This is a genomic window from Streptomyces sp. NPDC058678, from assembly GCF_042714835.1.
GTDB lineage: Bacteria > Actinomycetota > Actinomycetes > Streptomycetales > Streptomycetaceae > Streptomyces.
The window spans coordinates 45,787-69,943 of record NZ_JBHXSG010000029.1; the positions used below are offsets into that span (position 1 = coordinate 45,787).

22 protein-coding genes are annotated in these 24,157 nt (G+C 71.4%); 14 read left to right on the plus strand and 8 right to left on the minus strand.

What is annotated here, in order from left to right:
* Positions 1-9: 9 nt before the first annotated feature.
* The 3 genes from ACFWWR_RS25150 to ACFWWR_RS25160 form a co-directional block, all read right to left on the minus strand.
* Complete coding sequence (locus ACFWWR_RS25150) at positions 10-909, minus strand: hypothetical protein (RefSeq protein WP_383858635.1); 900 nt, start codon at positions 907-909, stop codon at positions 10-12.
* The gene (locus tag ACFWWR_RS25155; RefSeq protein WP_383858632.1) at positions 906-1,346 is read right to left on the minus strand and encodes a hypothetical protein; all 441 of its coding nucleotides are present in this window, start codon (positions 1,344-1,346) and stop codon (positions 906-908) included. Before ACFWWR_RS25155 ends, ACFWWR_RS25150 begins: the two co-directional genes overlap by 4 nt.
* A gap of 169 nt (positions 1,347-1,515) precedes the next feature.
* The gene (locus ACFWWR_RS25160; protein WP_383858629.1) at positions 1,516-3,027 is read right to left on the minus strand and encodes a diaminopimelate decarboxylase; all 1,512 of its coding nucleotides are present in this window, start codon (positions 3,025-3,027) and stop codon (positions 1,516-1,518) included.
* A 105-nt stretch (positions 3,028-3,132) separates the two neighbouring features.
* Here ACFWWR_RS25160 and hutU point away from each other — a divergent pair, with 105 nt between their 5' ends.
* Genes hutU through hutI form a run of 4 tightly spaced genes read left to right on the plus strand, consistent with a single transcriptional unit; the run spans position 3,133 to position 8,598 of the window.
* Entirely contained in the window at positions 3,133-4,797 is a 1,665-nt protein-coding gene (hutU, locus tag ACFWWR_RS25165; protein WP_383858627.1) for a urocanate hydratase, read from the plus strand.
* A complete protein-coding gene (locus tag ACFWWR_RS25170) occupies positions 4,794-6,011 on the plus strand; it encodes an allantoate amidohydrolase (RefSeq protein WP_384305415.1) in 1,218 nt (405 codons plus the stop codon). Before hutU ends, ACFWWR_RS25170 begins: the two co-directional genes overlap by 4 nt.
* Positions 6,008-7,357: a formimidoylglutamate deiminase gene (locus tag ACFWWR_RS25175; RefSeq protein ID WP_384305418.1), complete on the plus strand. Its 1,350-nt coding sequence runs from the start codon at positions 6,008-6,010 to the stop codon at positions 7,355-7,357. Before ACFWWR_RS25170 ends, ACFWWR_RS25175 begins: the two co-directional genes overlap by 4 nt.
* A 32-nt stretch (positions 7,358-7,389) precedes the next feature.
* Positions 7,390-8,598, plus strand: coding sequence for an imidazolonepropionase (hutI, locus tag ACFWWR_RS25180; protein WP_384305421.1), 1,209 nt, complete (start codon positions 7,390-7,392; stop codon positions 8,596-8,598).
* Positions 8,599-8,881: 283 nt separating this feature from the next.
* On the opposite strand, the gene ACFWWR_RS25185 is transcribed toward hutI, so the two are convergent.
* Both ACFWWR_RS25185 and ACFWWR_RS25190 read right to left on the minus strand, forming a co-directional pair.
* A complete protein-coding gene (locus ACFWWR_RS25185; RefSeq protein WP_384305424.1) occupies positions 8,882-10,417 on the minus strand; it encodes a ricin-type beta-trefoil lectin domain protein in 1,536 nt (511 codons plus the stop codon).
* 230 nt (positions 10,418-10,647) lie between these two features.
* Positions 10,648-11,553 (minus strand): RNA polymerase sigma factor SigF, encoded by a 906-nt coding sequence (locus tag ACFWWR_RS25190; protein WP_384305427.1) that lies wholly within the window; start codon positions 11,551-11,553, stop codon positions 10,648-10,650.
* Between the two features lie 238 nt (positions 11,554-11,791).
* On the opposite strand from ACFWWR_RS25190, the gene ACFWWR_RS25195 reads away from it, so the two are divergent.
* The 4 genes from ACFWWR_RS25195 to ACFWWR_RS25210 all read left to right on the plus strand — a co-directional run bounded on the left by ACFWWR_RS25195 (position 11,792) and on the right by ACFWWR_RS25210 (position 15,102).
* Complete coding sequence (locus ACFWWR_RS25195; RefSeq protein ID WP_383858610.1) at positions 11,792-12,178, plus strand: STAS domain-containing protein; 387 nt, start codon at positions 11,792-11,794, stop codon at positions 12,176-12,178.
* A gap of 214 nt (positions 12,179-12,392) precedes the next feature.
* On the plus strand, positions 12,393-12,935 hold the full coding sequence (locus ACFWWR_RS25200; protein ID WP_383858607.1) for an ATP-binding protein: 543 nt from the start codon (positions 12,393-12,395) through the stop codon (positions 12,933-12,935).
* Between the two features lie 144 nt (positions 12,936-13,079).
* Positions 13,080-13,775, plus strand: a complete 696-nt coding sequence (locus ACFWWR_RS25205) for an LPXTG cell wall anchor domain-containing protein (RefSeq protein WP_383858604.1) — start codon at positions 13,080-13,082, stop codon at positions 13,773-13,775.
* Positions 13,776-13,977: 202 nt separating this feature from the next.
* Positions 13,978-15,102, plus strand: a complete 1,125-nt coding sequence (locus ACFWWR_RS25210; RefSeq protein WP_383859109.1) for a hypothetical protein — start codon at positions 13,978-13,980, stop codon at positions 15,100-15,102.
* A gap of 414 nt (positions 15,103-15,516) precedes the next feature.
* Here ACFWWR_RS25210 and ACFWWR_RS25215 read toward each other — a convergent pair whose 3' ends face one another.
* The gene (locus tag ACFWWR_RS25215) at positions 15,517-17,013 is read right to left on the minus strand and encodes an oligopeptide:H+ symporter (RefSeq protein WP_383858602.1); all 1,497 of its coding nucleotides are present in this window, start codon (positions 17,011-17,013) and stop codon (positions 15,517-15,519) included.
* Between the two features lie 314 nt (positions 17,014-17,327).
* On the opposite strand from ACFWWR_RS25215, the gene ACFWWR_RS25220 reads away from it, so the two are divergent.
* Together ACFWWR_RS25220 and ACFWWR_RS25225 are read left to right on the plus strand one after the other, a co-directional pair.
* Entirely contained in the window at positions 17,328-18,005 is a 678-nt protein-coding gene (locus ACFWWR_RS25220; RefSeq protein WP_383858599.1) for a response regulator transcription factor, read from the plus strand.
* A 40-nt stretch (positions 18,006-18,045) separates the two neighbouring features.
* Positions 18,046-19,320 (plus strand): ATP-binding protein, encoded by a 1,275-nt coding sequence (locus tag ACFWWR_RS25225; RefSeq protein ID WP_383858596.1) that lies wholly within the window; start codon positions 18,046-18,048, stop codon positions 19,318-19,320.
* Positions 19,321-19,371: 51 nt separating this feature from the next.
* On the opposite strand, the gene ACFWWR_RS25230 is transcribed toward ACFWWR_RS25225, so the two are convergent.
* Positions 19,372-19,914, minus strand: coding sequence for a GtrA family protein (locus tag ACFWWR_RS25230; protein WP_383858594.1), 543 nt, complete (start codon positions 19,912-19,914; stop codon positions 19,372-19,374).
* Positions 19,915-20,066: 152 nt separating this feature from the next.
* Between ACFWWR_RS25230 and ACFWWR_RS25235 the strand changes: the two genes are divergently transcribed.
* Genes ACFWWR_RS25235 through ACFWWR_RS25250 form a run of 4 tightly spaced genes read left to right on the plus strand, consistent with a single transcriptional unit; the run spans position 20,067 to position 23,378 of the window.
* Positions 20,067-21,218, plus strand: a complete 1,152-nt coding sequence (locus ACFWWR_RS25235; protein ID WP_383858591.1) for a 5-(carboxyamino)imidazole ribonucleotide synthase — start codon at positions 20,067-20,069, stop codon at positions 21,216-21,218.
* A complete protein-coding gene (gene purE, locus ACFWWR_RS25240) occupies positions 21,215-21,739 on the plus strand; it encodes a 5-(carboxyamino)imidazole ribonucleotide mutase (protein ID WP_383858588.1) in 525 nt (174 codons plus the stop codon). Before ACFWWR_RS25235 ends, purE begins: the two co-directional genes overlap by 4 nt.
* Positions 21,740-21,744: 5 nt before the next feature.
* Positions 21,745-22,929, plus strand: coding sequence for a dipeptidase (locus tag ACFWWR_RS25245; RefSeq protein WP_383858585.1), 1,185 nt, complete (start codon positions 21,745-21,747; stop codon positions 22,927-22,929).
* Positions 22,930-22,988: 59 nt separating this feature from the next.
* Entirely contained in the window at positions 22,989-23,378 is a 390-nt protein-coding gene (locus ACFWWR_RS25250; protein ID WP_383858581.1) for a MerR family transcriptional regulator, read from the plus strand.
* Here ACFWWR_RS25250 and ACFWWR_RS25255 read toward each other — a convergent pair.
* Positions 23,357-24,040, minus strand: coding sequence for a response regulator transcription factor (locus tag ACFWWR_RS25255; RefSeq protein ID WP_383858578.1), 684 nt, complete (start codon positions 24,038-24,040; stop codon positions 23,357-23,359). The genes ACFWWR_RS25250 and ACFWWR_RS25255 overlap by 22 nt on opposite strands.
* Positions 24,041-24,157: the final 117 nt, after the last annotated feature.

Below are 24,157 nucleotides of genomic sequence, written 5' to 3' on the forward strand. Positions count from 1 at the left end.
CGCTGCCGTTCAAAGGGCCTCCAGCGCATCCCTGAGCCTCTTCAGCAGCGTGATGTGGGGGTCGGTGACGTCGATGGGGATTCCCGCGAGCGGGTCCGGTGCTCGGGGTGCTTCGGGTGCGGCCGGTGTGCGGGGCGCCTCGGCCGTCCCGGGTGTCTCGGCGGGGGCCGGCGGGCGGGGTCTGACGACGCCGGCCGCCGCCAGGCGCCGTATGTCCACGAGCGTGTGGAACGCCGGGCGGCCCAGCTCCCGCGCGATGTCCGACGCCGTGCGTACGTCGTCCAGCTCGGCCAGGACCGCCCGCTGGCGGGAGGTGGGCGCCGGGGACGCGGCGCGGTGCGCCCGGGTCAGCGGAGCCTCGTCGGTCGTCGGGTCGGGCCAGATGCGGTGCAGCAGGTCCCGGCGGCGCAGGGTCTCCCGCTCCAGGGCGGCCACGGGCACCAGGCACCCGCAGACCGGCGCGGGCCCCGCGTCCTCGTCGGCGCCGGTGCCGTAGCGGAAGCGGCCCGGCGTGCTGCTGGGAGCGAGGGCGAAGTACGCGGCGTCGTACAGCGCGATCAGCCGGCACAGCTCCAGCGCACCCGGCGTGAGGTGCCCGTCGTCGACCAGGAGGTGGCCGGCGCGGTGCCGGTCGCCGGTCGCGGCCAGCGCCTGCCGCCAGGCGTCGGCGTCGAGCGTGCCGCGGGCGGTGAGCAGGACGTCGAGGCCGGGGGCGGACGGGCTGTCGGCGTGCACCACCCGGCCCTCGGCGAGGTGGAGCGTGCCGCGCTCGCGGACGAGGACGCCGGTGGCCCGTTCGGTGGCCAGCCGGGACAGCATCGGCGAGACGCCGCCCCAGCCCCGGTCCCGGACCGCCGCCTTGTCCCGCACCGGCAGCCGGGGCGGTGGGGTGGTCTGTACGGCGGTCATCCCAGCACCAGCCGTCCGGCCATCTCGCCGAGCCGGATGCGGGCCAGCGCGAGATTGCCCTCCGCGCGGGCCAGCCACAGGTGCAGACACACGCTGCTGTCGAAGTCCGTCCGCACGAACCGCAGCACGTGATAGCTGTCCCGGTTGCTGATGATCAGGTCCTCGACGGGCGGATCGATGCCGTCCTCGTGCCCTGTTCGGTCGTCCGCTCCGGCCGCTCCGGCCGCTCCGTCCTCGCCGGGGTCGGCTGCGAAGGCGTGCTGCTCGGCGGCGAGCCGGGCGAGCTCCGCGGCCTCCACCGCGGCCGTCTCCTGGTCGCCGCCAGGGGACTCCCCGACGACGCCCAGGGCCAGCCCGCTCGTCCAGTCGACCAGTGCGGCGCCCCTGGCACCGGGTAGTCGCATGGCTTCGAGCAGGCACTCGTCGATTCCGGGCACCGTTGTTCCCCTCCCGCCTGGGGTTCGGCTGAGTGACGCCGAAGCTACGCAACGTGTGCGTGAGGGGTGAGGGTTCTGGCATTTTCCGGTGGAACATGCGGCAAGTGGCTAAGGTGGGTCAACTGACCTCGTTTTCAGTCCAGTTGATCACCAGGCCCCCCGGAGCGCGTCAACGGCGCCCGGGTGCGTGGAGTGCGGTGAGCGCGCCCGCGTGCGCCCCTCCCGACTCGGCCACGATCTCCTCGACGGTCTGCGCCTCCCGCACGGTCGCGAAGGCGGTGCCCCCGGCCCCGTCCGGTGCGAAGCCGTAGACCCCGGGCCGGGCCAGGGAGTTGTAGGCGTAGTGGTGCGCGAAGTAGTACGCCCCCGTGTCCAGCGCCGCCGCGTAGTCGCCCTGTTCGAGGAGCGGCAGCGCGTACCCCTGGGCGAGCAGGTCGCCCGCGAAGCACGCAGGTCCGGCGACGTCCTGCAGCACCTCGGGCCCGTCCTTCGGCCGCCCCTTTCCGTCGTACGCGGCGATCCTGAGCGGCCACGCACCCGGCGCGTACACCGTCCGCGTCGCCACCTGTACGCCCGCGTGCGTCACCGCGACCGCCCGCCCGCCGGCGCTCTTGGCGTACTCGACCCGCGCCACCACCGTCCCGTGCTTGGCCAGCAGTGACCGCCCGAACTCGGTGACCAGCCCGTACCGCCCGTCGAACAGTCCGGGCACCGTCTCCCTCAGCACGCGTGCGTAGTCGGCGTACGTCGGTGTCGTCACGTCCGAGGTGAAGTTCACCGGCAGCCCGCCGCCGATGTCGATCGTGTCGATCTGCGGGCGCCCGATCCGCCGGTTGATCTCCTCCGCGAGCGCGTACGTCGCCGCCACGCCCTCCGCCATCAGCGACAACGGAACGCCCTGCGACCCGGAGTGCGCGTGCAGCCGGGACAGCCAGGGGCGCTCGGCGTACGCCCGCACCACCCACTCGCGAGCCCCCTCGTCCCGCAGTGCCACCCCGAACTTCGAGGTCGCCGTGGCAGTCGAGAGTGCTTCGATGGCCCCGGCTCCGACCTGTGGGTTCACCCGGAGGCCGAGGGGGGAGCGACTGACCGCCGACCTCATCAGAGCGTCGATGCGGTCCAGTTCCTGCGGGTTGTCGGCGTTGACGGCGATCCCCAGCGCCAGCGCCTCCCTCAGCTCGGCCGGCGTCTTGGCGGGCGAGTCCAGAACCGTCCGGTCCGGCGGCAGCCCCGCCGCCCGCGCCAGCGCCAGCTCGCCCGGGCTCGCCACCTCGACGCCGATGCCCTCCTCGCGCAGCAGCCGCAGCACCGGCACCAGCGGGGTCGCCTTCACCGCGAAGGCGTGCAGTACGGGCGTGCCCGGCGCCGTGACCGCGTCGAACGCCGCCCGCAGGGCCGCGGCCGACTCCCGGATGCCGGTGACGTCGAGCAGGCCGACGATGGGAACGTCCGGCCGGAGCAGCCCCTGCTCCACGGCCGCCCGAACCGCCTCGTCCCGGCGGACGACCCGTTCTCCGTCGGTGTCGCCGCCCAGTGCATCCGCGTTGCCGTTGTCCTGGTCCACAACTTCCCCCGTCCTGTCACTGCCCGCGCCCACGGGTCTTGAGCCCTTGAACCCTGGGTCCTTCTGTCCTGGACCCTTCTGTCCCTGTGTCCAGCGAAACACCCGTGCCCCACCCATGCCGACGCACGAACGTATTGACTAGTTCTATTCAGAGAGCCAGGATGTGAATATCGACAGTAAGAATCCGCTGGGAGCAACCCACCAGGAGCCAGGAGGCAGACCATGTCAGGACCCCGCCCCGTACGAGCGCCGCGCGGTACGGAACTGAGCGCCCTGGGATGGCAGCAGGAAGCCGCCCTGCGGATGCTGCAGAACAACCTCGACCCGGAGGTCGCCGAGCACCCCGACAAGCTCGTCGTCTACGGCGGTACGGGCAAGGCGGCCCGCGACTGGCGCTCCTTCGACGCCATGGTCCGCACGCTGCGGACCCTCAAGCAGGACGAGACGATGCTCGTCCAGTCCGGCCGCCCGGTCGGCGTCATGCAGACCCACGAGTGGGCCCCGCGCGTCCTCATCGCGAACTCGAACCTGGTGGGGGACTGGGCGAACTGGGAGGAGTTCCGGCGCCTGGAACAGCTGGGGCTGACCATGTACGGGCAGATGACCGCCGGCTCCTGGATCTACATCGGCACCCAGGGCATCCTCCAGGGCACCTACGAGACCTTCGCCGCCGTCGCCGCGAAGAAGTTCGGCGGCACCCTCGCCGGGACCATCACCCTCACCGCCGGTCTCGGCGGCATGGGCGGCGCCCAGCCGCTCGCCGTGACCATGAACGACGGCGTCGCGATCTGTATCGACTGCGACCCGCGTGCCATCGAGCGCCGCATCGAGCACCGCTACCTCGATGTGAAGGCCGACTCCCCGGAGCACGCCCTCCAGCTCGCCGTCGAAGCCCGCGACGCCCGCCGCCCCCTCTCCATCGGCCTGCTGGGCAACGCGGCCGAGCTGCTGCCGCGCATGCTCGCCGAGGGCGCCCCCGTCGACATCGTCACCGACCAGACCTCGGCGCACGACCCGCTGGCCTACCTGCCGGTGGGCGTCGACTTCGACGACATGGCGTCGGCCGCGGCCAAGGACCCGGCCGGCTTCACCACCCGCGCCCGCGAGTCGATGGCGCGTCACGTCGAGGCCATGGTCGGCTTCATGGACGCGGGCGCCGAGGTCTTCGACTACGGCAACTCGATCCGCGGCGAGGCCCAACTCGCCGGGTACTCCCGAGCCTTCGCCTTCCCCGGCTTCGTCCCCGCCTACATCCGCCCCCTGTTCTGCGAGGGCAAGGGCCCCTTCCGCTGGGCCGCGCTGTCCGGCGACCCGGCCGACATCGCCAAGACCGACAAGGCGATCCTCGACCTCTTCCCCGAGAACGAGTCCCTCGCCCGCTGGATCAAGCTGGCGGGGGAGCGGGTCCACTTCCAGGGCCTGCCCGCCCGCATCTGCTGGCTCGGCTACGGCGAGCGCGACAAGGCCGGTGAGCGGTTCAACGACATGGTCGCGAGCGGCGAGCTGGCGGCACCGCTGGCGATCGGCCGCGACCACCTCGACGCCGGGTCGGTGGCATCGCCGTACCGCGAGACGGAAGCGATGCTCGACGGCTCGGACGCGATCGCCGACTGGCCGCTGCTGAACGCGATGGTGAACGTGGCGTCCGGTGCGTCCTGGGTGTCCATCCACCACGGCGGAGGCGTCGGCATGGGCCGGTCGATCCACGCCGGGCAGGTGACCGTTGCCGACGGTACGAAGCTGGGCGGGGAGAAGATCCGCCGGGTTCTCACCAACGACCCCGGTATGGGTGTCATCCGGCACGTGGACGCGGGGTACGACATCGCCGAGTCGGCGGCCGCGGAGCGGGGCGTGCGGGTGCCGATGCGCGAGGGTGACGACGCGTGACCTTCCACAGCATGTGGACGGAGCTGCTGCCGATCGGCCGCAGCTCCGCCACCGGCGGCTACCGCCGCTTCGCCTGGACCGGTGCCGATGTCGAGTGCCGGGCCTGGTTCAAGGCACAGGCCGAGGTGCGGGGGCTGACGTACGAGCTGGACCGGAACGGGAACCAGTGGGCGTGGCTCGGGGATCCGCTCGCCGGGGACGCCGTCGTCACCGGGTCACACCTCGACTCCGTGCCCGACGGTGGGGCCTTCGACGGGCCCCTCGGGGTCGTGTCCTCCTTCGCCGCGCTGGATGAGCTGCGCGCGCGACAGGTCACGTTCACCAGGCCCCTCGCCATCGTGAACTTCGGTGACGAGGAGGGGGCCCGCTTCGGGCTCGCCTGTGTCGGGTCGCGGCTCGCCGCCGGGGAGCTCGGCGTCGAGCAGGCGCATCTGCTGACCGACGGGGACGGGGTGACCCTGCCGCGCGCCATGGAGGCCGCCGGGTACGACCCCGATGCCATCGGGCCCGACCCGGAGCGGCTCGGCCGCATCGGTGCCTTCGTCGAGCTGCACGTCGAGCAGGGGCGGGCACTCGACCTCAGTGGCGACCGGGTCGGCATCGCCAGTGCCATCTGGCCGCACGGACGGTGGCGGTTCGACTTCCGGGGCGAGGCCAACCACGCCGGGACGACCCGGCTGGTCGACCGGCGCGACCCCATGCTGTCGTACGCCGAGACCGTGCTCGCCGCCCGCCGTGAGGCTCAACTCGCCGGTGCCGTCGCCACCTTCGGCAAGATCGCCGTCGAGCCGAACGGCGTCAACGCCGTCCCCTCCCTGGTGCGCGGCTGGCTGGACTCCCGTGCCGCCGACCAGGAGACCCTCGACACCGTCGTGGGCGGGGTCGAGAAGGCCGCCCGTGAGTACGCCGCCGCACACGGCGTCGCCCTCGACGTCGTCCGTGAGTCCTTCACGCCCGTCGTCGAGTTCGACCACGCCCTGCGCGACGAACTCGCCCGCATCCTGGGCCAGGACACCGACCTGAAGGTCCCCGTCCTGGGTACCGGTGCCGGACACGACGCCGGAATCCTCTCCGGGAGCATCCCGACCGCCATGCTGTTCGTGCGCAACCCCACCGGCGTCTCGCACTCCCCGGCCGAGTACGCGGCGGAGGACGACTGCGTGGCGGGAGTTGTCGCTCTCGCCGACGTACTGGAAGGGCTGGCCTGCGCGTGACGCCGACGGAGCAGACACGTACGTACTGGCTGGAGCACGCCTGGCTCGACACCCACGTCGAGCCGGGGGTCGCCGTCGAGGTCACGGACGGTCGCGTCACCGCCGTCCGCACGGACATCGCCACCCCGCCCCCCGGCGCCGAAACCCTCCGCGGCCTGACCCTCCCGGGCCTGGCGAACGCCCACTCGCACGCCTTCCACCGCGCCCTGCGCGGCACCGTCCAGGTCGGCTCCGGCACCTTCTGGACCTGGCGCGAAGTCATGTACTCCGTGGCCGACCGGCTGACCCCGGAGACCTACCACGCGCTCGCCCGCGCGGTGTACGCGGAGATGGCGCTGGCCGGCGTGACGGCCGTCGGCGAGTTCCACTACCTGCACCACGCCCCGGGCGGCACCCCGTACGCCGACCCGAACGCCATGGGCGAGGCCCTCGTCGACGCCGCGTCCGAAGCCGGTATCCGCATCACCCTCCTCGACACCGCCTACCTCTCCGCCGGTTTCGGACAGCCGCCCAACACCCACCAGCTCCGCTTCTCCGACGGGAGCGCGGACGCCTGGGCGGAACGCTGTTCAGTTCTCAAGGACCGGGATCACGCGCGGATCGGGGCCGCCATCCACTCCGTACGTGCCGTGCCCGCACGGCAGTTGGCGACAGTGGCGCGGTGGGCCGAGGAGCGGCGGGCCCCGCTCCATGTGCACCTGTCCGAGCAGACCGCCGAGAACGACGCCTGCCGGGAGGCGCACGGCTGCACGCCGACGCGGCTCCTCGCCGAGCACGGGGTGCTGGGCCCGCGCACCACCGGCGTCCACAACACGCACCTCACCGACGAGGACATCGCCCTGCTCGGCGACTCGGGGACCGGCACCTGCATGTGCCCGACGACCGAACGCGACCTGGCCGACGGCATCGGACCCGCCGCCGCCCTGCAGAAAGCCGGCTCCCCGCTCTCCCTCGGCTCCGACAGCCACGCCGTCATCGACCTCCTCGAAGAGGCCCGCGCCATGGAGCTGAACGAGCGCCTGCGCACCCGCACCCGCGGTCACTGGACGGCAGCCGCCCTGCTGCGGGCCGCCTCAACCGACGGCCACGCCGCCCTCGGCTGGGACGAGGCGGGCACCATCGAACCCGGCGCGCTCGCCGACCTCACGACGATCGCGCTCGACTCGGTCAGAACAGCGGGGCCGCTGCCCAGGCTCGGCGCCGAGACGGCCGTATTCGCGGCGACCGCGGCGGACGTACGGCACACGATCGTGGGCGGGCGGCACGTCGTACGCGACGGGGTGCACACGCTCGTACCGGACGTGCCGGGAGCCCTGGCGGCCGCGGTCGAAGCCCTGCGCTCCTGAACCCCACCGACGCCCACGCCCACGAGGACACGATGAGCAGCACTGTCATCACCAACATCGCCACGCTGGTCACCAACGACCCCTCCTTCGGATGGGGGTCCCCCCGCTCGAGCAAATTCGAGAGTGGGGGAGGCTCTCCCCTCGGTCTGATCCAGGACGCGGCCGTCGTCATCGACGGCGACCGCATCGCGTGGACCGGTGAATCAAGCAAAGCACCCGCCACTGACCATCACGTCGACGCGGCCGGCCGCGCGGTCCTCCCGGGCTTCGTCGACTCCCACTCCCACCTGGTCTTCGCGGGCGACCGGACGGCGGAGTTCAACGCCCGCATGTCGGGGCGCTCGTACACGGCCGGAGGCATCCGTACGACGGTCGCGGCCACCCGGGCCGCGAGCGACGACGACCTCGAACGCAACCTCACCCGCTACCTCGCCGAAGCCCTCCGCCAGGGCACGACCACCTTCGAGACCAAGTCCGGCTACGGTTTGACCGTCGCCGACGAGTCCCGCGCCCTGCGCATCGCCGCCGCCCATACCGACGAGGTCACCTATCTCGGCGCCCACATCGTCTCCCCCGAGCACGCCGACGACCCCGCCGCGTACGTCGCCCTCGTCACCGGCGAGATGCTCGACGCCTGCGCCCCGTACGCCCGTTGGATCGACGTCTTCTGCGAGAAGGGCGCCTTCGACGGCGACCAGGCCCGCGCGATCCTCACGGCGGGCAGGGCGAAGGGGCTCCACCCCCGCATCCACGCCAACCAGCTGTCCTACGGCCCCGGCGTGCAGTTGGCGGTGGAGCTCGACGCGGCCAGCGCCGACCACTGCACCCACCTCACGGACGCGGACGTCGCCGCGCTGGCCGGCGGCAACACGGTGGCGACCCTGCTCCCCGGCGCCGAGTTCTCCACCCGCGCCGAGTGGCCGAACGCCCGCCGCCTCCTGGACGCCGGCGTCACGGTAGCCCTTTCCACCGACTGCAACCCGGGTTCGTCCTTCACCTCCTCCGTCCCCTTCTGCATCGCCCTCGCGGTACGCGACATGGGAATGACGCCGGACGAGGCGGTGTGGTCGGCGACTGCGGGTGGCGCGCAGGCGTTGCGCAGGGAGGACGTCGGACGCCTCACACCGGGGGCGTACGCGGACCTGACGCTCCTGGACGCGCCGAGCCACGTGCATCTGGCGTATCGGCCGGGGGTGCCGCTGGTGAGTGGCGTGTGGCGGCGCGGCGTGCGAGAGGTCTGAGCTCCGGTCGCCTTCCGCCTGCCTGCGGCCCTGCTTTCGCGGGTACCCCCGAAGTACTCGCAACTCACGACAGCAGGGCCGCAGGGACGGCAGACGACCCATGGGTGGTCGCCGAGTCGATGACCTGCGCATGATCGAGAATGCCTGGGCGCTGTCCGGATGTGTTGGCACTCCGTCCACAGTTCCTTGGCGTTGAGTCCATTTCCGCTCGGAAAGTGCCCGCAGCCGGTATTCCTTCGGCGGGAGTCCGTAGGCGGCTCGGCGTTCTCGCCGTGTGGCGCGCTCACCTGGCTCCCGCCCGCCACCGCTGCCCCGCACCCCCGCTCAACGGCTCCAACGACAGCCCTCCGCCCACCGGCGTGAGCGCCGTCGCGATCGCGATGTCCGGGCGGATCACCCCGTCCTCGTCCACCGTGAACCTGAGGTTGGCGCCGTTGCGGCCCTCCACGGACCCGCATTCCCAGATGCCCACGCCCTTGTCCACGCCACCCCTGCTGTCGAGGCAGAAGTCGGGGTCCGCGGACGACTGAAGGACACCGCGGCCGGCGTCGACGCGCCAGCGTTGGGTGAGGGAGGCGTCGCACGGGGCCGTGACGACGTCCGTGCGGTTCTCGAAGGGGCCCAAGACGTCGAGGCAGCGACCGGAGACGAGGTTCACCACTTGCGTGTACGTCCCTCCCGGCGGGCGGAACGGCGGCTGTGACCGCGACGGCGACGGTGTCGGGCTTGCCGTCCTCGTCGGGGTCGGGCTCGTCGTCGGTGAGGGCGACTTGCTCGTCGCCGACGGGGACGGTGTCGCCGAGACCGTCGCCGTCACCGTCACCGGAGGGGGACTCGACGGCGTCGCCACCGCGCCCGCCGACTCCCGCGGCGCCGAACCGCCGCCCTGCGTCAGCAGGAACACCAGCAGCGGTGCCACCGCCACGCCGAGCGCCGCAGAGGTGAGTACCAGGCGACGGGACGGCTGCCGGGCGCCGGACGGCGGCGTACGGGACTCCCCGCCTCGTGCCCGTCCCTCGCGCGCCGCGTACGCCGTCCCCGCCCACGGCAGCAGCCCCTCCGCCAACGCCGTGCGCGGCGCGTCCCGCAGGGCGGACAGTTCCTCGTGCGCCGTCGCGCAGTGGGCGCAGTGCCCCATGTGGGCGTGCAGGTCGGGACTCTCACGCGGGCTGTCCGGCCGTACGGACTCCTCGATGAGCCGGCGGAAGTCGCCGCACCGCGGATCGTCGGAGGCGGCGAGGCGGAAGTGCAGGCAGGACCGGGCCAGGGACTGGAGGGCCTGGTCCGTGCCGTACGTCACGTCCTCGCGCGTCAGACCCAGGTAACCGGCCGTGATGGTCGGACTCTCCCGCTCCACCACCCCGTACCAGATGAGCCCCTGCGCCCGGGACGGCAGCGACTGGAACGGGCCGAGGAGGGGTGGGGTCGGGCCGTCCGCCCCCGTCGTGTTCAGGACCAGGAGCAGGCTCGCGTCGAGGCCGGCCGAGCGTTCGTCCGCCGCCCAGGACGCGGCCACCCGCCCGGTCAGCAGCAGGAGCCGGTGCCGCCAGGGGACGCCGGGGTCGATGCCGCGTGCCGTCTCGCGGGCCGCGAGCGTGAAGGCCTGCGCGGCCAGCTGGCGGGCGGTGGAGTCGCCGGTGGCGCACAGACGGGCGTAGGCGAGGACCTGGGTGCGGTGGCGGGCGCGGAGTTCCTGGAGCGCCAGGTACGCGGTGCTCGTGCCGGCGCGCAGCAGTTCGGTGAGGCGTGCGTCGGGCACGCCTGTGTACGGGCCACCCCCGACCACGTCGCCGTCGTCGATCCCGTCGGCCCCAGCCATCCACCCGCCTCCTCGCCCCCGCGAAGCCGGCCGACCCGGACATCCTGACGTACCGGCCAGTCTGTGAAGGGTGACCATAGTGGTGGACGGGATCCCACGAGGAAAGGGGTTCCTCCGGGTAACAGCAAACTTTCGGCCGCGCCCTGGCTGCCGTCCCGCAACGGCCGCAACCCGGCCCACACGGGCCGGGTCGCTCAGTCACCGTCGACGGCGCGTGGCGGCGCCCGCCGTCACTCCTCGACCGTCAGACCCTTCCGCAGCCGCACCAGCGTCCGCGACAGCAGTCGGGACACGTGCATCTGCGAGATGCCGAGTTCGTCGCCGATCTCGGACTGGGTCATGCCCGCGACGAAGCGCAGCGAGAGGATCGTGCGGTCGCGGGAGGGGAGCTCGGCGATGAGCGGCTTCAGCGACTCGACGTACTCGATGCCCTCGAGCCCGTGATCCTCGTAACCGATGCGGTCCGCGAGGGCGCCCTCGGAGTCGTCCTCCTCGGGCTGGGCGTCGAGCGACGAGGCGGTGTACGCGTTCGACGCCGCCATGCCCTCGACGACCTCGTCCTTGGAGAGACCGAGGCGCTCGGCGAGCTCGCCCACGGTGGGGGCGCGGTCGAGCTTCTGGGCCAGCTCGTCGCCGGCCTTGGCCAGGTCGAGCCGGAGTTCCTGGAGCCGGCGCGGTACGCGCACGGACCACGACGTGTCGCGGAAGAACCGCTTGATCTCACCGACGATGGTTGGCATCGCGAAGGTGGGGAACTCCACACCACGGCTGAGTTCGAAGCGGTCGATCGCCTTGATCAGGCCGATGGTGCCGACCTGGATGATGTCCTCCATCGGCTCACTGCGGGAGCGAAAGCGGGAGGCGGCGAACTTGACCAGGGCGAGGTTGAGTTCGACGAGCGTGTTGCGGACGTACGAGTACTCGTGGGTGCCCTCCTCCAGCGACTCGAGGCGCGCGAAGAGGGTCTTGGACAGGGCCCGTGCGTCCACCGGCCCCACCTCGTCGTACGGGGGGATGTCCGGGAGGTCTGCGAGTGGGTCGTCCTGCCCGATGGGATCCAGATGTTCCGGGGGGGATGTCGACGTCGCCTGCTGGGTATGCGATGCGTCGAGCCGGGGTGACATGATGTCCTCCATCGTTCTCGGCATATGGCTGCCGAAGCCAGTTCGTGCACTGCGGTGTGCGGCGCCTCCAAAGCCGGCCGTGTCGAGTACGTGTCTCTACTAGCCCTACCCGGTTTCCCGAGGCGATCGCAAGTGCATTATGTGCGTTTATGTCCGTTTGCGGGTGGTTGTTCGGGTGTCGGAGAATGTGGAGAAGGCGTAGTGTTCGGGGGCGTCAGTCAGCAGCCACGACGTCGGGAGAGAAGACGGCATGGACCGCGGGACAGTCGGCAGCGCACAGTCGGGCCGGCTTCTGGTCGAGGTTCGGGAAACGGGCTCTAGTGCCGTCGTGACCCCGGCGGGTGAGTTGGATCACCACACCGCCGATTTGTTGCGCGAGCCACTCGAGGACTGCCTCGACAAGGGATTCAGTCGACTGGTGGTCGACTGCTCACGCCTGGAGTTCTGCGACTCCACCGGCCTGAACGTACTGCTGGGCGCACGACTGAAGGCAGAGGCGGCCGGGGGCGGGGTGCACCTGGCAGGGATGCTGCCCGTGGTCGCGCGGGTTTTCGAGATCACGGGGGCCGAAGCTGTGTTCACTGTCCATGACACTGTCGAAGCCGCCCTGGCCGACGAACCGGGCGAGACCGGCTGAGCCGGCGGGTCCGGCCCGACCATGGTGACCGTGCCCCCTCGCCCCCCTGTGACCGGCGCTTTTCAGGCGTCACGGCTTTCGTGCCGAATACAGGGGTGTTCTGCCGGTCCGGTCGGGCAGGAGACTCCCGTACGTGTTCGGTGACCGACTGCGCAGAAACGGACTGGGCAGGATTTTGAATCGTGAACTGGTGAATCGGTGAGGTGAAGCGCTGATGAGCACCACCCGGCCTTACCCGCCGGGCGACCGCCGCCCGGAGCCCAGCGGCGCTTCCGGGGCGCCCGAGGGGGGCCCGCCCACGACCGGGGCGCCCGACGGGGGCGCTGCCGTGTCGTCGGGGGGACGCGGACGTCAGGTCCGCAGACTGGACTTCGAGGGCGAGAGCGGTGTCGTGCCGCTCGCTCGCGACTTCACCCGCCAGGCGTTGTACGCGTGGGGCTGGCTGCCCGCCGCGACCGCCGACCAGCGGGCCGCCGCCGAGGACGTGCTGCTCGTCGTCTCCGAACTGGTCACCAACGCCTGCCTGCACGCCGAGGGGCCCGACGAGATGTGGATCACCTGCGACAACAAGGTGATCCGGATCGAGGTCTCCGACAAGGGCACGGGCCAGCCGGCCCCGCGCACCCCGCACCGCGCCGGCCGCCCCGGCGGCCACGGCATGTTCATCGTGCAGCGGCTGTGCCTGGACTGGGGGGTCGTCCGCACCCCCGGCGCCTCGGGCAAGAGGGTCTGGGCCGAGTTGGGCGCACCCGCGTAACCCGCTTTCCCGGGCCGAGCCGGGCGCACCCGCCCGACCCGCTCGGCAGATCCGGCGCGCACTTTGTCTTCCCTCTCCACGACCCCGGGCGTACCTTGACGGCCGATCTGATGTGCCGTCAGGAATGAGGGGACAGTGGGCACCGTGTCGAACCGGACGTACCAGAAACGAACCGCCGCCCTCGCTTCCGCCGCGGCCCTGGCCGGCTCGGCGGTGCTGATGGCCGCCCCCGCGGCCCATGCCGAGGTCGTCGACGTTCGCTACCAGTGCAAGACGCCGATCGGCGACAAGAGCGCCGTCTCGCCCATCGACATCGAGGCCGTCAAGAGTGGCAGCGGCTACAAGGTGACCATGTCGTGGCAGAAGGGCGTCTCCTCCAGCCCCGTCGAACTGGGCAAGGGCGCGATGAACCCGAGCGCCACCATCAAGCTCGGCGGCGCGGACAGCGGGACGCTCACGGTGACCGGCCCCGCCAACCAGGCCGCGCTCCCCGCCAACACCCCCATCAAGATCAACGACCTGTCGGGCACGTACACGCCGAAGAAGACCGGCAAGGTCACCTTGACCGCGGGCGTGCTCACCATCAAGGCGCTGGGGACGACGACGACCTGTACGCCGACGAACAGTCCCGGGCCGTCGCTGAGCCTCGACGTCACGGCCGCAGGCGGGGGCGTCCCCCAGAGCGGCTCCGACTCGGGCGCCGACTCCGGCGCCGACCTCCCGCAGACCGGCCCCGAGGACTCCGCGATCGCCCTCGGCACCCTCGGCGGCACGGTGCTGCTCGCGGGCGCGGCGGGCACGCTGTGGCTGACCCGGAGGAACCAGGCGGCCCGCCGCTGACGGACCGTGGGGGCGAGGTTGCGCGAGGTGGTGCGAGGTGGCGGGGGCCGGAGGGTGCGGTGGAGGCTTCGTGCGGCTCCTTCCTCGTCGTACGACGACCAGGGCGCCGCAGCGGCGAGGTGGCCGAACCTCCGCGTGCGGACGTCGACTTGACGGGAGCGATGACGTGAGCGGCGAGGCACGGCGGATTCCGGTGTTGGTCATGGTGCTCGCGCTGGTCCTGCTGCCCTTCGCGGGGACCGGGACGGCGGCCGACCGGCCGAGCGTGGCACTGTCCAAGTCGCAGGCGGGTACCGGGGGTTCGATCACCGTCACCGGGGACGGCTGGCGGGCGCGGGCGCTGCTGATGATCCTGATCTGCGGGCAGTCCGTGCCCTCGCGAGGTGTGGTCGGCGGCACCGACTCCTGTGCCAACGCGGACGGCAGGGCCGTGACGACCGACGACGAAGGGCGCTTCAGCCGGAAACTGCCGGTCGCCGAGCCGCCCGTGCCGTGTCCGTGCGTGGTGCACGTGGCGACGGTGGAGGGGGCGAAGGCGGAGGCCGACGCGATCCTCCAGGTCGCCGGGCACGCGGTCGAACCGCTGCCCGCCGAGCCGTCGGGCGGACGTCTGTCGGTGCTCACCGACACCCGGCTCGACGGGTCGAGCGGGCTGCTGACCTGGTTCGGGGCGCCGCCCGTGCGCACCCTCGTCCTCACCGTCGGCAATGTCGGCACCTCCGCCGTCAAGAACCCCGTCTTCCAAGTCGGCACCTCCCACGGCGTGTTCGCCCCGCAGTGGGAGGAACAGCAGTGGCGCGGCACGATCCGGCCGGGGAAGAAGGCGCGGATCGAACTGCCCGTCGAACTCACGGGAGGCGCGCACGGCGACTACACGGTGTCGCTGAAGTACGGAGGGAAGGTCCTTGCCGAACAACCCTGGGGCGTGGGGCGGCCCTGGGGCGTGACCCTGTTCTGGGTCCTGGTCTGCCTGGTCGTGCCGGCCTCGGTGTTCCGCGCCGCGATGGCCGTGGTGGACCGGGTACGGCCGCGGCGCCCGGGCGGGGTGCGCGGCGGTCGCCGTGGACCACGGCTGCCCGAACTCTCCTTGCGGCTACCGGAGTTGCCGGGGTTGCCGGGGCCGAAGTCCTCCTCGGCCCAGCCGCCCCCCTCCGCTGCGACCCTGCCGTGGTTCACCCCGGACGCCGATCCGGGGACGGCCGGCCGTCCCTCCGCACCACAAGACGACAACCCGACGGGTCCTACGGCTCCCACGGGTCCTACGACTCCCACGGCTCCTACGGCTCCCACGGGTCCTACGACTCCCACCAGGCAGGGGCCCACGTGAGCAGGCGAAGGAGGGGCACACCGGGCGGCGTGCTCGGCGTCGCCGCCGTGCCCGCCCAGGGCGCCGACGTGGGGTACGCGACCCGGTGCGTGCCGCCCGCGGCGGCCGGTCCGCCCCTGTCGACGGCACCACCGAGGGGAAGGTGAGGGCACACATCGGGCGGCGGCTCCTCGACGACCGGCGGACCGGCCGGGACCGGCGGTGCGGACAACGACGCTCTCGAGGCCCCGGGCCTGGTCGCCGGCACGGCCGTCCTGCTGGGCGGCGCGGTGTTCACGTTCCTGCCGGGGAGGCGGGCACGGCAGCGGCGGCCGGCACGGGGAGCGCCCCGGCGGGCACGGCGTCCATGAGACGCGAAAGGCCACCGCACCCAGGGTGCGGTGGCCCTCCGTCGTTCCACCAGGTCCGCAGACCTCAGCGGACGCTGCCCATGAGGTCCTTGACCTTGTTGCGGTACATCCAGACCGCGAGGCCGGCGACGACGGCGAGGGTGGCTTCGAGGGCCACGACGCCGGTCTTGTTGAGGTCGACGCCGGCGATGGAGAGGAGGCCGGTGGTGGCGTCGCCGGCGGTGACGGCGAGGAACCAGACGCCCATCATCTGAGAGGCGTACTTGGCGGGGGCCATCTTCGTGGTGACCGACAGGCCCACCGGGGAGAGCAGGAGCTCGCCGACGGTCTGGACGAAGTAGATCGCCACCAGCCACATCGCGGCCGCCTTGTGACCGCCCTCGGCGATCGACAGGGGTGCCAGGAAGAGGAAGAAGGACGCGCCGACCAGCACCAGACCCGAGGCGAACTTCACGACCGTGCTCGGCTCCTTGCCGCGCCGGTTCAGCGCGAGCCAGAACCAGGCGAAGACCGGGGCCAGCGCCATGATCAGGACCGGGTTGACCGACTGGTACCAGGAGACCGGGAACGTCCAGCCGAAGACGCTGTTCTCGGCGGAGGAGTCGGCGAAGATCGACAGGGTCGAGCCGCCCTGGTCGTAGATCATCCAGAACACGGCCGCGGCCACGAAGAACCAGATGTACGCGGACATCGAGCGCTGCTCGGTGCGGTCCAGGTCCTTGTCGCGCTTGATGCGGGTGAGGACCATCACCGGGATGATCACGCCGAGCAGGGTCAGCGGGACCAGGATCCAGTTCAGCGTGTAGTGGCCGGTGAAGCCGACGATCGCGTAGAAGACGACGGCGATGCCGGCCCAGACCGCGGCCTTGCGCAGCGTCGAGGACTTCTCCTCGGCGGACAGCGGCGTGGGGACCACGCTGGAGCGCTCCGCGAGGTGGCGGCTGCCGATCAGGAACTGGGCGAGCCCCAGCGCCATGCCGAGCGCGGCGAGCGCGAAGCCGAAGTGCCAGTTGACGTTCTCACCGATGGTGCCGATGATCAGCGGCGCCGCGAAGGCACCGAGGTTGATGCCCATGTAGAAGACCGTGAAGCCGCCGTCGCGGCGCGGGTCGTCCGGGCCGGAGTACAGGTGGCCGACCATCGTCGAGATGTTGGCCTTCAGCAGACCCGAGCCGATCGCGACCAGGCCGAGGCCGGCGTAGAAGGTCCCGGAGGACGGCAGGGCCAGCGTGAGGTGGCCGAGCATGATGACCGCGCCGGCGACGGCGACGGTCCTGCGCGGACCCCAGACGCGGTCGCCGAACCAGCCGCCCGGCATGGCGAGCAGGTACACCAGCGACACGTACACGGAGTAGATCGCCGTCGCCGTCGCCGCGTTGAGGTGCAGGCCGCCCGGAGCGACGAGGTACAGCGGGAGGAGGGCCCTCATGCCGTAGTAGGAGAAGCGCTCCCACATCTCGGTCATGAAGAGTGTGGCCAGTCCGCGGGGGTGGCCGAAGAAGGCGGTCTCGGATCCGGGGGTGCCCGGAGTCACCGAGTCCTTCGTCAGGCTGGACGCCATGGTCGTTCCTTGCTGCTCGGGACGCGCCTGGAGTGGGGTGGGGGCACACACAAAAGAGACCTTCAGCGTCAAATCCTCGCCAAAGGTCCCCGCGGTGCTACAGGCGCCCAATCACCATACGGCAGGACGATGCCGGAAATGGAAGGACTTGAGACGCGGATCACAGGTGACCGTGGAACCGTACACACCTTTTCCAAGGTCCTTACGCGGTTCGCACCCCACACACAGAGGTTCGTGCCGATACGCCCGAAGGTAAGAATCACTCACCGCCGATCACACCCCAGCTGTGGTCACGGGCGGTCTACCATCACCTCATGACCCGTGTACTGCTGGCCGAGGACGACGCGTCCATCTCGGAGCCACTGGCCCGCGCCCTGCGCCGGGAAGGCTACGAGGTCGAGGTGCGCGAGGACGGCCCCACCGCGCTCGACGCCGGCATCCAGGGCGGCATCGACCTGGTCGTGCTCGACCTCGGTCTGCCCGGTATGGACGGCCTGGAAGTGGCCCGACGGCTGCGCGCCGAGGGCCTCGCCGTGCCGATCCTCATCCTGACCGCGCGCGCCGACGAGGTCGACACCGTGGTCGGTCTCGACGCGGGCGCCGACGACTACGTCACCAAGCCCTTCCGGCTCGCCGAACTGCTCGCCCGAGTCCGGGCGCTGCTGCGGCGCGGTGCCTCGGAGCCGGCGCAGCCGCCCGCCACGCACGGCGTGCGCATCGACGTCGAGTCGCACCGGGCGTGGATGGGCGAGGAGGAGCTCCAGCTCACCGCGAAGGAGTTCGACCTGCTGCGGGTGCTGGTGCGGGACGCGGGCCGGGTCGTCACACGCGACCAGCTGATGCGGGAGGTCTGGGACACGACCTGGTGGTCGTCGACCAAGACGCTCGACATGCACATCTCCTGGCTGCGCAAGAAGCTCGGCGACGATGCGGCGAACCCCCGGTACATCGCGACGGTGCGTGGCGTGGGCTTCCGCTTCGAGAAGAGTTGAGCTCCCGCCCGCCCGGCGGGCGTCCGACAGGTAAGAGAACATGCGCCGTCGCCTGATCCAGTCCACCCTCGCCGTCGTGCTCGTGGTCATCGCCGTCTTCGGTGTGTCCCTCGTCATCGTCGAGACCCGCACCATCAGCAACAGCGCCCAGGAGCGGGTGGAGCTGGAGGCGGCGCGGCTGGCCAGCATCGTGGACAGCCGCCTGCTCGGAGCCGGGAACGTCGACGCGGAGGTCCTCAAGGACCAGGTCACCGCGGACCGGTACGCCGTGATCCGGATTCCGGGAGAGCCGGTCATCGAGGTCGGCACCAAGCCCACCGGTGACGTGATCCGGGCCACGGCCACGGGCGAGGAGGGCGAGACCGTCCTCGTCCAGGAACCGCGCTCCTCGGTGACCCGTGAGGTCGGCCGCACGCTGCTGATCATCGGTTTGGTGGCGCTGCTCGCGGTGATCGCCGCGGTGCTGCTCGCGATCCGTCAGGCCAACAAGCTCTCCTCCCCGCTCACCGACCTCGCGGAGACCGCCGAACGCCTCGGCTCGGGCGACCCGCGGCCCCGGCACAAGCGGTACGGCGTCCCCGAGCTGGACCGGGTCGCCGACGTCCTGGACTCCTCGGCCGAGCGCATCGCCCGCATGCTGACCGCGGAACGCCGGCTCGCCGCCGACGCCTCCCACCAGCTGCGTACGCCGCTGACCGCGCTGTCCATGCGCCTGGAGGAGATCACCCTCACCGACGACCCGGACACGGTGAAGGAGGAGGCCAACGTGGCGCTCACCCAGGTGGAACGCCTCACGGACGTGGTCGAGCGGCTGCTGACGAACTCCCGCGACCCGCGCACCGGCTCCGCCGTCACCTTCGACCTCGACGAGGTCATCCAGCAGCAGCTCGCCGAGTGGCGGCCCGCCTACCGCGGCGTGGGCCGGGCGATCGTCAGCTCCGGCAAGCGGCACCTGACGGCGGTCGGCACGCCGGGGGCGGTCGCGCAGGTGCTGGCCGCGCTGATCGAGAACTCCCTCATGCACGGCGGCGGCACGGTCGCGCTGCGTACCCGCGTCACCGGAAACCAGGCCGTCATCGAGGTCACCGACGAGGGGCCCGGTGTCCCCGCCGATCTCGGTGCCCGCATCTTCGAGCGGGCCATCAGCGGCCGCAACTCCACGGGCATCGGCCTCGCGGTCGCCCGGGACCTCGCGGAGGCCGACGGAGGCCGTCTGGAGATGCTCCAGACCCAGCCGCCGGTGTTCGGACTGTTCCTGTCGCGTACGCCGTTGAAGAAGGCGTCGACGCCGGACGAGGAGCCGACGGTCCGCTAGGACACGTCCCCGACTCGACTCGTCCACCTCTCGGGCACGTCCATGGCGCGGCTACGGCACGCGCTGTTCGGAGCGCGGCTTCTTCGCCTCCGTGGCCAGAATCGACTCCGCGTCGGCCACCGCTTCCTTGACCGGAAGCGCGCGGAACACCCAGCTGCGGTACGACCAGAACCGGAAGAGCGTGGCGATGCCGATGCCGACGAACTTGAAGATGTTGCTCTGCAGCGGGCTGTCCCAGCCGAAGCCGTAGGTCGCCGCGTAGAGCACGCCGTTCTCGATGACCAGCCCGACCATGCTGAACAGCAGGAACAGGGTGAGTTCCCTCGTGCGCCCGGACTTGTCGCGGTCACGGTAGGTGAAGTACCGGAACCCGACGTAGTTGAACGCGATCGCCACGACCGTGGCGATCACACTGGCCCGCACGACCTGGAGGTCGGTCGTGTGCCGCGTCAGGTTGAAGACGAGGAGGTTGACCAGGACACCGGCCCCGCCCACCGCACCGAACTTGGCGGCCTCGCGCACAAGCCGGTCGACGCGCTGCCGCGCCGCGGAGCGAGGTGCGGCCGTTCGAGACCCTGAGGAACCACGTTCCATGGCTGTCCAGGCCCCCGTCCGTTGGTTTCGTCAACCCAGCCATGCTATCCACCCCCCTTGGTGATCGCCTGTGGATGAGCCCATAGCCGGGCAAAGGACCTGGTGGCGGGACGTGAAATCGGCCACCATCGGGTGGCCGATACCCTAGGTACGTGACGTTCCCGGTAGTCGGCATGGTCGGCGGGGGTCAGCTCGCTCGTATGACGCACGAAGCAGGCATCCCGCTCGGCATCAGGTTCAAGCTCCTCAGTGACACCCCTCAGGATTCCGCGGCGCAGGTGGTGAGCGATGTCGTCATCGGCGACTACCGCGACCTCGACACGCTGCGTGACTTCGCGCGGGGCTGTGACGTGATCACCTTCGATCACGAACACGTCCCCATCGAGCACCTCAGGGCCCTGGAGGCGGACGGCATCCCCGTCCGCCCGGGTCCCGACGCGCTCGTGCACGCCCAGGACAAGGGCGTGATGCGGGCGAAGCTCGACGCCATCGGGGTGCCGTGCCCACGGCACCGGATCGTGAGCGACCCGCAGGACGTGGTGGCCTTCGCTCAGGAGGGCGCCGGCTTCCCGGTCGTCCTGAAGACCGTCCGCGGCGGCTACGACGGCAAGGGCGTGTGGGTCGTCGACAACGTGACGGAGGCCGAGGACCCCTTCCGTGCGGGCGTTCCCGTCCTCGCCGAGGAGAAGGTCGACTTCGTCCGGGAGCTCGCCGCGAACGTCGTGCGGTCGCCGCACGGCCAGGCCGTCGCCTACCCGGTCGTCGAGTCCCGGCAGGTGAACGGCGTCTGCGACACCGTCATCGCGCCCGCCCCCGACCTCGACCGGGCACTGGGCCTGAAGGCCGAGGAGATGGCGCTGCGGATCGCCAAGGAACTGGACGTCGTCGGCCACCTCGCCGTCGAGCTCTTCGAGACCCGCAATGACGACGGGTCTTCCGGTGTCCTCGTCAACGAGCTCGCGATGCGCCCGCACAACTCCGGCCACTGGTCGATGGACGGCGCGATCACCTCCCAGTTCGCCAACCACGTCCGGGCCGTGCTCGACCTCCCCCTCGGCGACCCGCGCCCGCGCGCCGGGTGGACGGTCATGGTCAACGTCCTCGGCGGCGACTACCCGGACATGTACTCCGCGTACCTGCACTGCATGGCCCGCGACCCCCAGCTCAAGATCCACATGTACGGCAAGGACGTGAAGCCCGGCCGCAAGGTCGGCCACGTCAACACCTACGGCGACGACCTCGACGACGTGCTGGAGCGCGCCCGTCACGCTGCCGGCTACCTGAGAGGCACGATCACCGAATGAGCCCCGTTGTTGGCATCGTGATGGGTTCCGACTCCGACTGGCCCGTCATGGAGGCCGCCGCCCAGGCCCTCGACGAGTTCGAGATCGCGTACGAGGTCGACGTCGTCTCCGCGCACCGCATGCCGCGCGAGATGGTCGCGTACGGCGAGCAGGCCGCCGAGCGCGGGCTGAAGGTGATCATCGCGGGGGCCGGGGGCGCCGCCCACCTCCCGGGCATGCTCGCCTCGGTCACTCCGCTGCCGGTGATCGGCGTGCCCGTGCCGCTGAAGTACCTCGACGGCATGGACTCGCTGCTGTCGATCGTGCAGATGCCGGCCGGTGTGCCCGTCGCGACCGTCTCCGTCGCCGGTGCCCGCAACGCCGGACTGCTCGCCGCCCGCATCCTCGCCACGCACGACGAGGAACTCCTCGTCCGGATGCGGGAGTTCCAGCAGGAGCTGAACGAACAGGCCACCGAGAAGGGCAAGCGCCTGCGCGCCAAGGTCGACGGAGCGGGCAACGGCTTCGGCTTCGGGAAGTGACCCGCATGCCGTCGCCGTCGCTGCGTGAGGCCCGCGCGCTGCTCGCCGAGTTCCCCGTGGCCGACGGGCACAACGACCTGCCCTGGGCGCTGCGCGAGCAGGTCCGCTACGACCTCGACGCCCGCGACATCGCCACCCGCCAGAACGCCCACCTGCACACCGACATCCCCCGCCTGCGCGAGGGCGGGGTCGGCGCGCAGTACTGGTCGGTGTACGTCCGCTCGGACCTGCCCGACGCGGTCCCGGCGACGCTGGAACAGATCGACTGCGTACGGCAGTTGCTGGCGCGCTACCCGCGGGACCTGAGGCCCGCTCTGACGGCCGCGGACATGGAGGCGGCGCGCGCGGAAGGCCGCATCGCCTCGCTGATGGGTGCGGAGGGCGGCCACTCCATCGCCAACTCCCTCGCCACGCTGCGGGGGTTGTACGCCCTCGGCGTCCGCTACATGACCCTCACCCACAACGACAACGTGGCGTGGGCGGACTCCGCGACCGACGAGCCGGGCGTCGGCGGGCTGTCGGCCTTCGGCCGTGAGGTCGTGCGGGAGATGAACCGGGAGGGCATGCTGGTCGACCTCTCGCACGTGGCGGCCACGACGATGAGGGACGCGCTGGACGCCACGTCCGCGCCGGTGATCTTCTCCCACTCCTCCTCACGGGCCGTCTGCGACCACCCGCGCAACATCCCGGACGACGTTCTGGAGCGGCTGCCCGCCAACGGCGGCGTGGCGATGGTGACGTTCGTACCGAAGTTCGTGCTCCAGGCGGCCGTCGACTGGACCGCCGCGGCCGACGAGAACATGCGCGCGCACGGCTTCCACCACCTCGCCACCACCCCCGAGGCGATGACGGTGCACCGCGCCTTCGAGGAACGGAACCCGCGCCCCGTCGCGACCGTCTCGACGGTGGCCGACCACCTGGACCACATGCGTGAGGTCGCGGGCGTCGACCACCTCGGCATCGGCGGCGACTACGACGGCACCGCCTTCACCCCGGACGGCCTCAGCGACGTCTCCGGCTACCCGAACCTCGTCGCCGAGCTGCTCGACCGTGGCTGGTCGAAGCCCGACCTGGCCAAGCTGACCTGGCAGAACGCGGTACGGGTGCTGGGCGCGGCTCAGGACGTGGCGCGTGACCTCCAGGCCACGCGCGGGCCGTCCAACGCGACGATCGACTCGCTCGACGGCTGACCGCGCCCGTCGCGTTCAGGTGCCTGCGAACCCAAGTCCCCCGAGGCCCGGAGGCAGTCGTGCGGATCGGTGAACTGGCCCGGCGTACCGGGGTGAGCGAGCGGTCGTTGCGGTACTACGAGCAGCAGGGGCTGCTGGCCGCCGGGCGTACGGCCGGCGGCCACCGCGACTTCGCCGAGGCGGCCGTCGACCGGGTCGTCCACATCCAGGAGCTGTTCGCGGCCGGACTGCACAGCTCGAAGATCGCGCAGCTGCTGCCCTGCATGCGGGACGCGGACGGCGGCCCCTCCGTCGTCGCCACACCGAAACTCGTCGCCGACCTCACCGAGGAACGTGACCGCATCGACCGGATGATCGCCGACCTGGTCCGGTCCCGGGAGACGCTCGACGAGGTGATCGACGCGGCGCGGGAAGACTCAGCCGGGCGTCAGCCGCGCGGCATGGTGTAGCCGACGCCGCGCACCGTCCTTATCAGCGACTGATCGTCGTCGTTCAGCTTGCGGCGCAGGTAGTAGACGTACGTCTCGACGGTCCCGGAGCGGAACGGCACCCCCCAGACCCGGTCCAGGATCTGCTTCTTCGTCAGTACCTGGCCGGCGTTGTCCAGCAGGTAGCCGAGCAGCTCGAACTCGCGGGCCGAGAGCTCGATGCGGGCCTCGCCCCGCCAGACCTCGCGGCGCCACGCGTCGACCGCCAGGTCCCCGTGCCGCAGCAGTCGGCTCTCGTCGGCGCGGTCGCGGGCCAGGAGTTCCTGCACGCTCGCGATCACCTCGGGGAGCTCGAACGGCTTGGTGACATGGCCGTCCGCGGGCGTCATCAGGCGCCGCACCTCCGCCCCGGCCGCGCTGTCGTCGCGGGCGGAGAGGAACAGCAGCGGCGCGTGGACGCCGACGGCGCGCAGCGCGTCGTACGTCTCGACGGCGTCGCCGTCCGGCAGAGCCATGTCGAGGACGACCAGATCGGGCCGTACCGAGCGGCCGACGGGTGTCGCGAAGCGGCCACGGCCGGCCGCGTACATCTCGAAGCCGAGTTCGCCGAGCGCTGCTGTCAGGGGCCGGGTGCCGGGGTCGGCGTCCACGACGAGGACACGGACCGGTCTATGAACGTTCACACCCTGAAGGACGAAGATCCATGGCCAAAGGTGCCCGTGCCCATACCCCGAACGCCCCGCCCACCAGGAAGGCCCTCCGCCTCCGTGTGACGGTGACCGTACGGCGATCACGACGAT

What these genes read in the sequence shown, in the direction of transcription:
- ACFWWR_RS25245 (WP_383858585.1), top strand. Translation starts at nt 21,745, where the DNA reads ATGCCGTCGCCGTCGCTGCGTGAGGCCCGCGCGCTGCTCGCCGAGTTC.
- ACFWWR_RS25150 (WP_383858635.1), bottom strand. Translation starts at nt 909, where the DNA reads ATGACCGCCGTACAGACCACCCCACCGCCCCGGCTGCCGGTGCGGGAC.
- ACFWWR_RS25160 (WP_383858629.1), bottom strand. Translation starts at nt 3,027, where the DNA reads ATGGGTGGGGCACGGGTGTTTCGCTGGACACAGGGACAGAAGGGTCCA.
- ACFWWR_RS25225 (WP_383858596.1), top strand. Translation starts at nt 18,046, where the DNA reads ATGCGCCGTCGCCTGATCCAGTCCACCCTCGCCGTCGTGCTCGTGGTC.
- ACFWWR_RS25230 (WP_383858594.1), bottom strand. Translation starts at nt 19,914, where the DNA reads ATGGAACGTGGTTCCTCAGGGTCTCGAACGGCCGCACCTCGCTCCGCG.
- ACFWWR_RS25190 (WP_384305427.1), bottom strand. Translation starts at nt 11,553, where the DNA reads ATGGAGGACATCATGTCACCCCGGCTCGACGCATCGCATACCCAGCAG.
- ACFWWR_RS25215 (WP_383858602.1), bottom strand. Translation starts at nt 17,013, where the DNA reads ATGGCGTCCAGCCTGACGAAGGACTCGGTGACTCCGGGCACCCCCGGA.
- ACFWWR_RS25195 (WP_383858610.1), top strand. Translation starts at nt 11,792, where the DNA reads ATGGACCGCGGGACAGTCGGCAGCGCACAGTCGGGCCGGCTTCTGGTC.
- ACFWWR_RS25185 (WP_384305424.1), bottom strand. Translation starts at nt 10,417, where the DNA reads ATGGCTGGGGCCGACGGGATCGACGACGGCGACGTGGTCGGGGGTGGC.
- ACFWWR_RS25210 (WP_383859109.1), top strand. Translation starts at nt 13,978, where the DNA reads ATGGTGCTCGCGCTGGTCCTGCTGCCCTTCGCGGGGACCGGGACGGCG.
- ACFWWR_RS25220 (WP_383858599.1), top strand. Translation starts at nt 17,328, where the DNA reads ATGACCCGTGTACTGCTGGCCGAGGACGACGCGTCCATCTCGGAGCCA.
- hutI (WP_384305421.1), top strand. Translation starts at nt 7,390, where the DNA reads ATGAGCAGCACTGTCATCACCAACATCGCCACGCTGGTCACCAACGAC.
- hutU (WP_383858627.1), top strand. Translation starts at nt 3,133, where the DNA reads ATGTCAGGACCCCGCCCCGTACGAGCGCCGCGCGGTACGGAACTGAGC.
- ACFWWR_RS25200 (WP_383858607.1), top strand. Translation starts at nt 12,393, where the DNA reads ATGAGCACCACCCGGCCTTACCCGCCGGGCGACCGCCGCCCGGAGCCC.
- purE (WP_383858588.1), top strand. Translation starts at nt 21,215, where the DNA reads ATGAGCCCCGTTGTTGGCATCGTGATGGGTTCCGACTCCGACTGGCCC.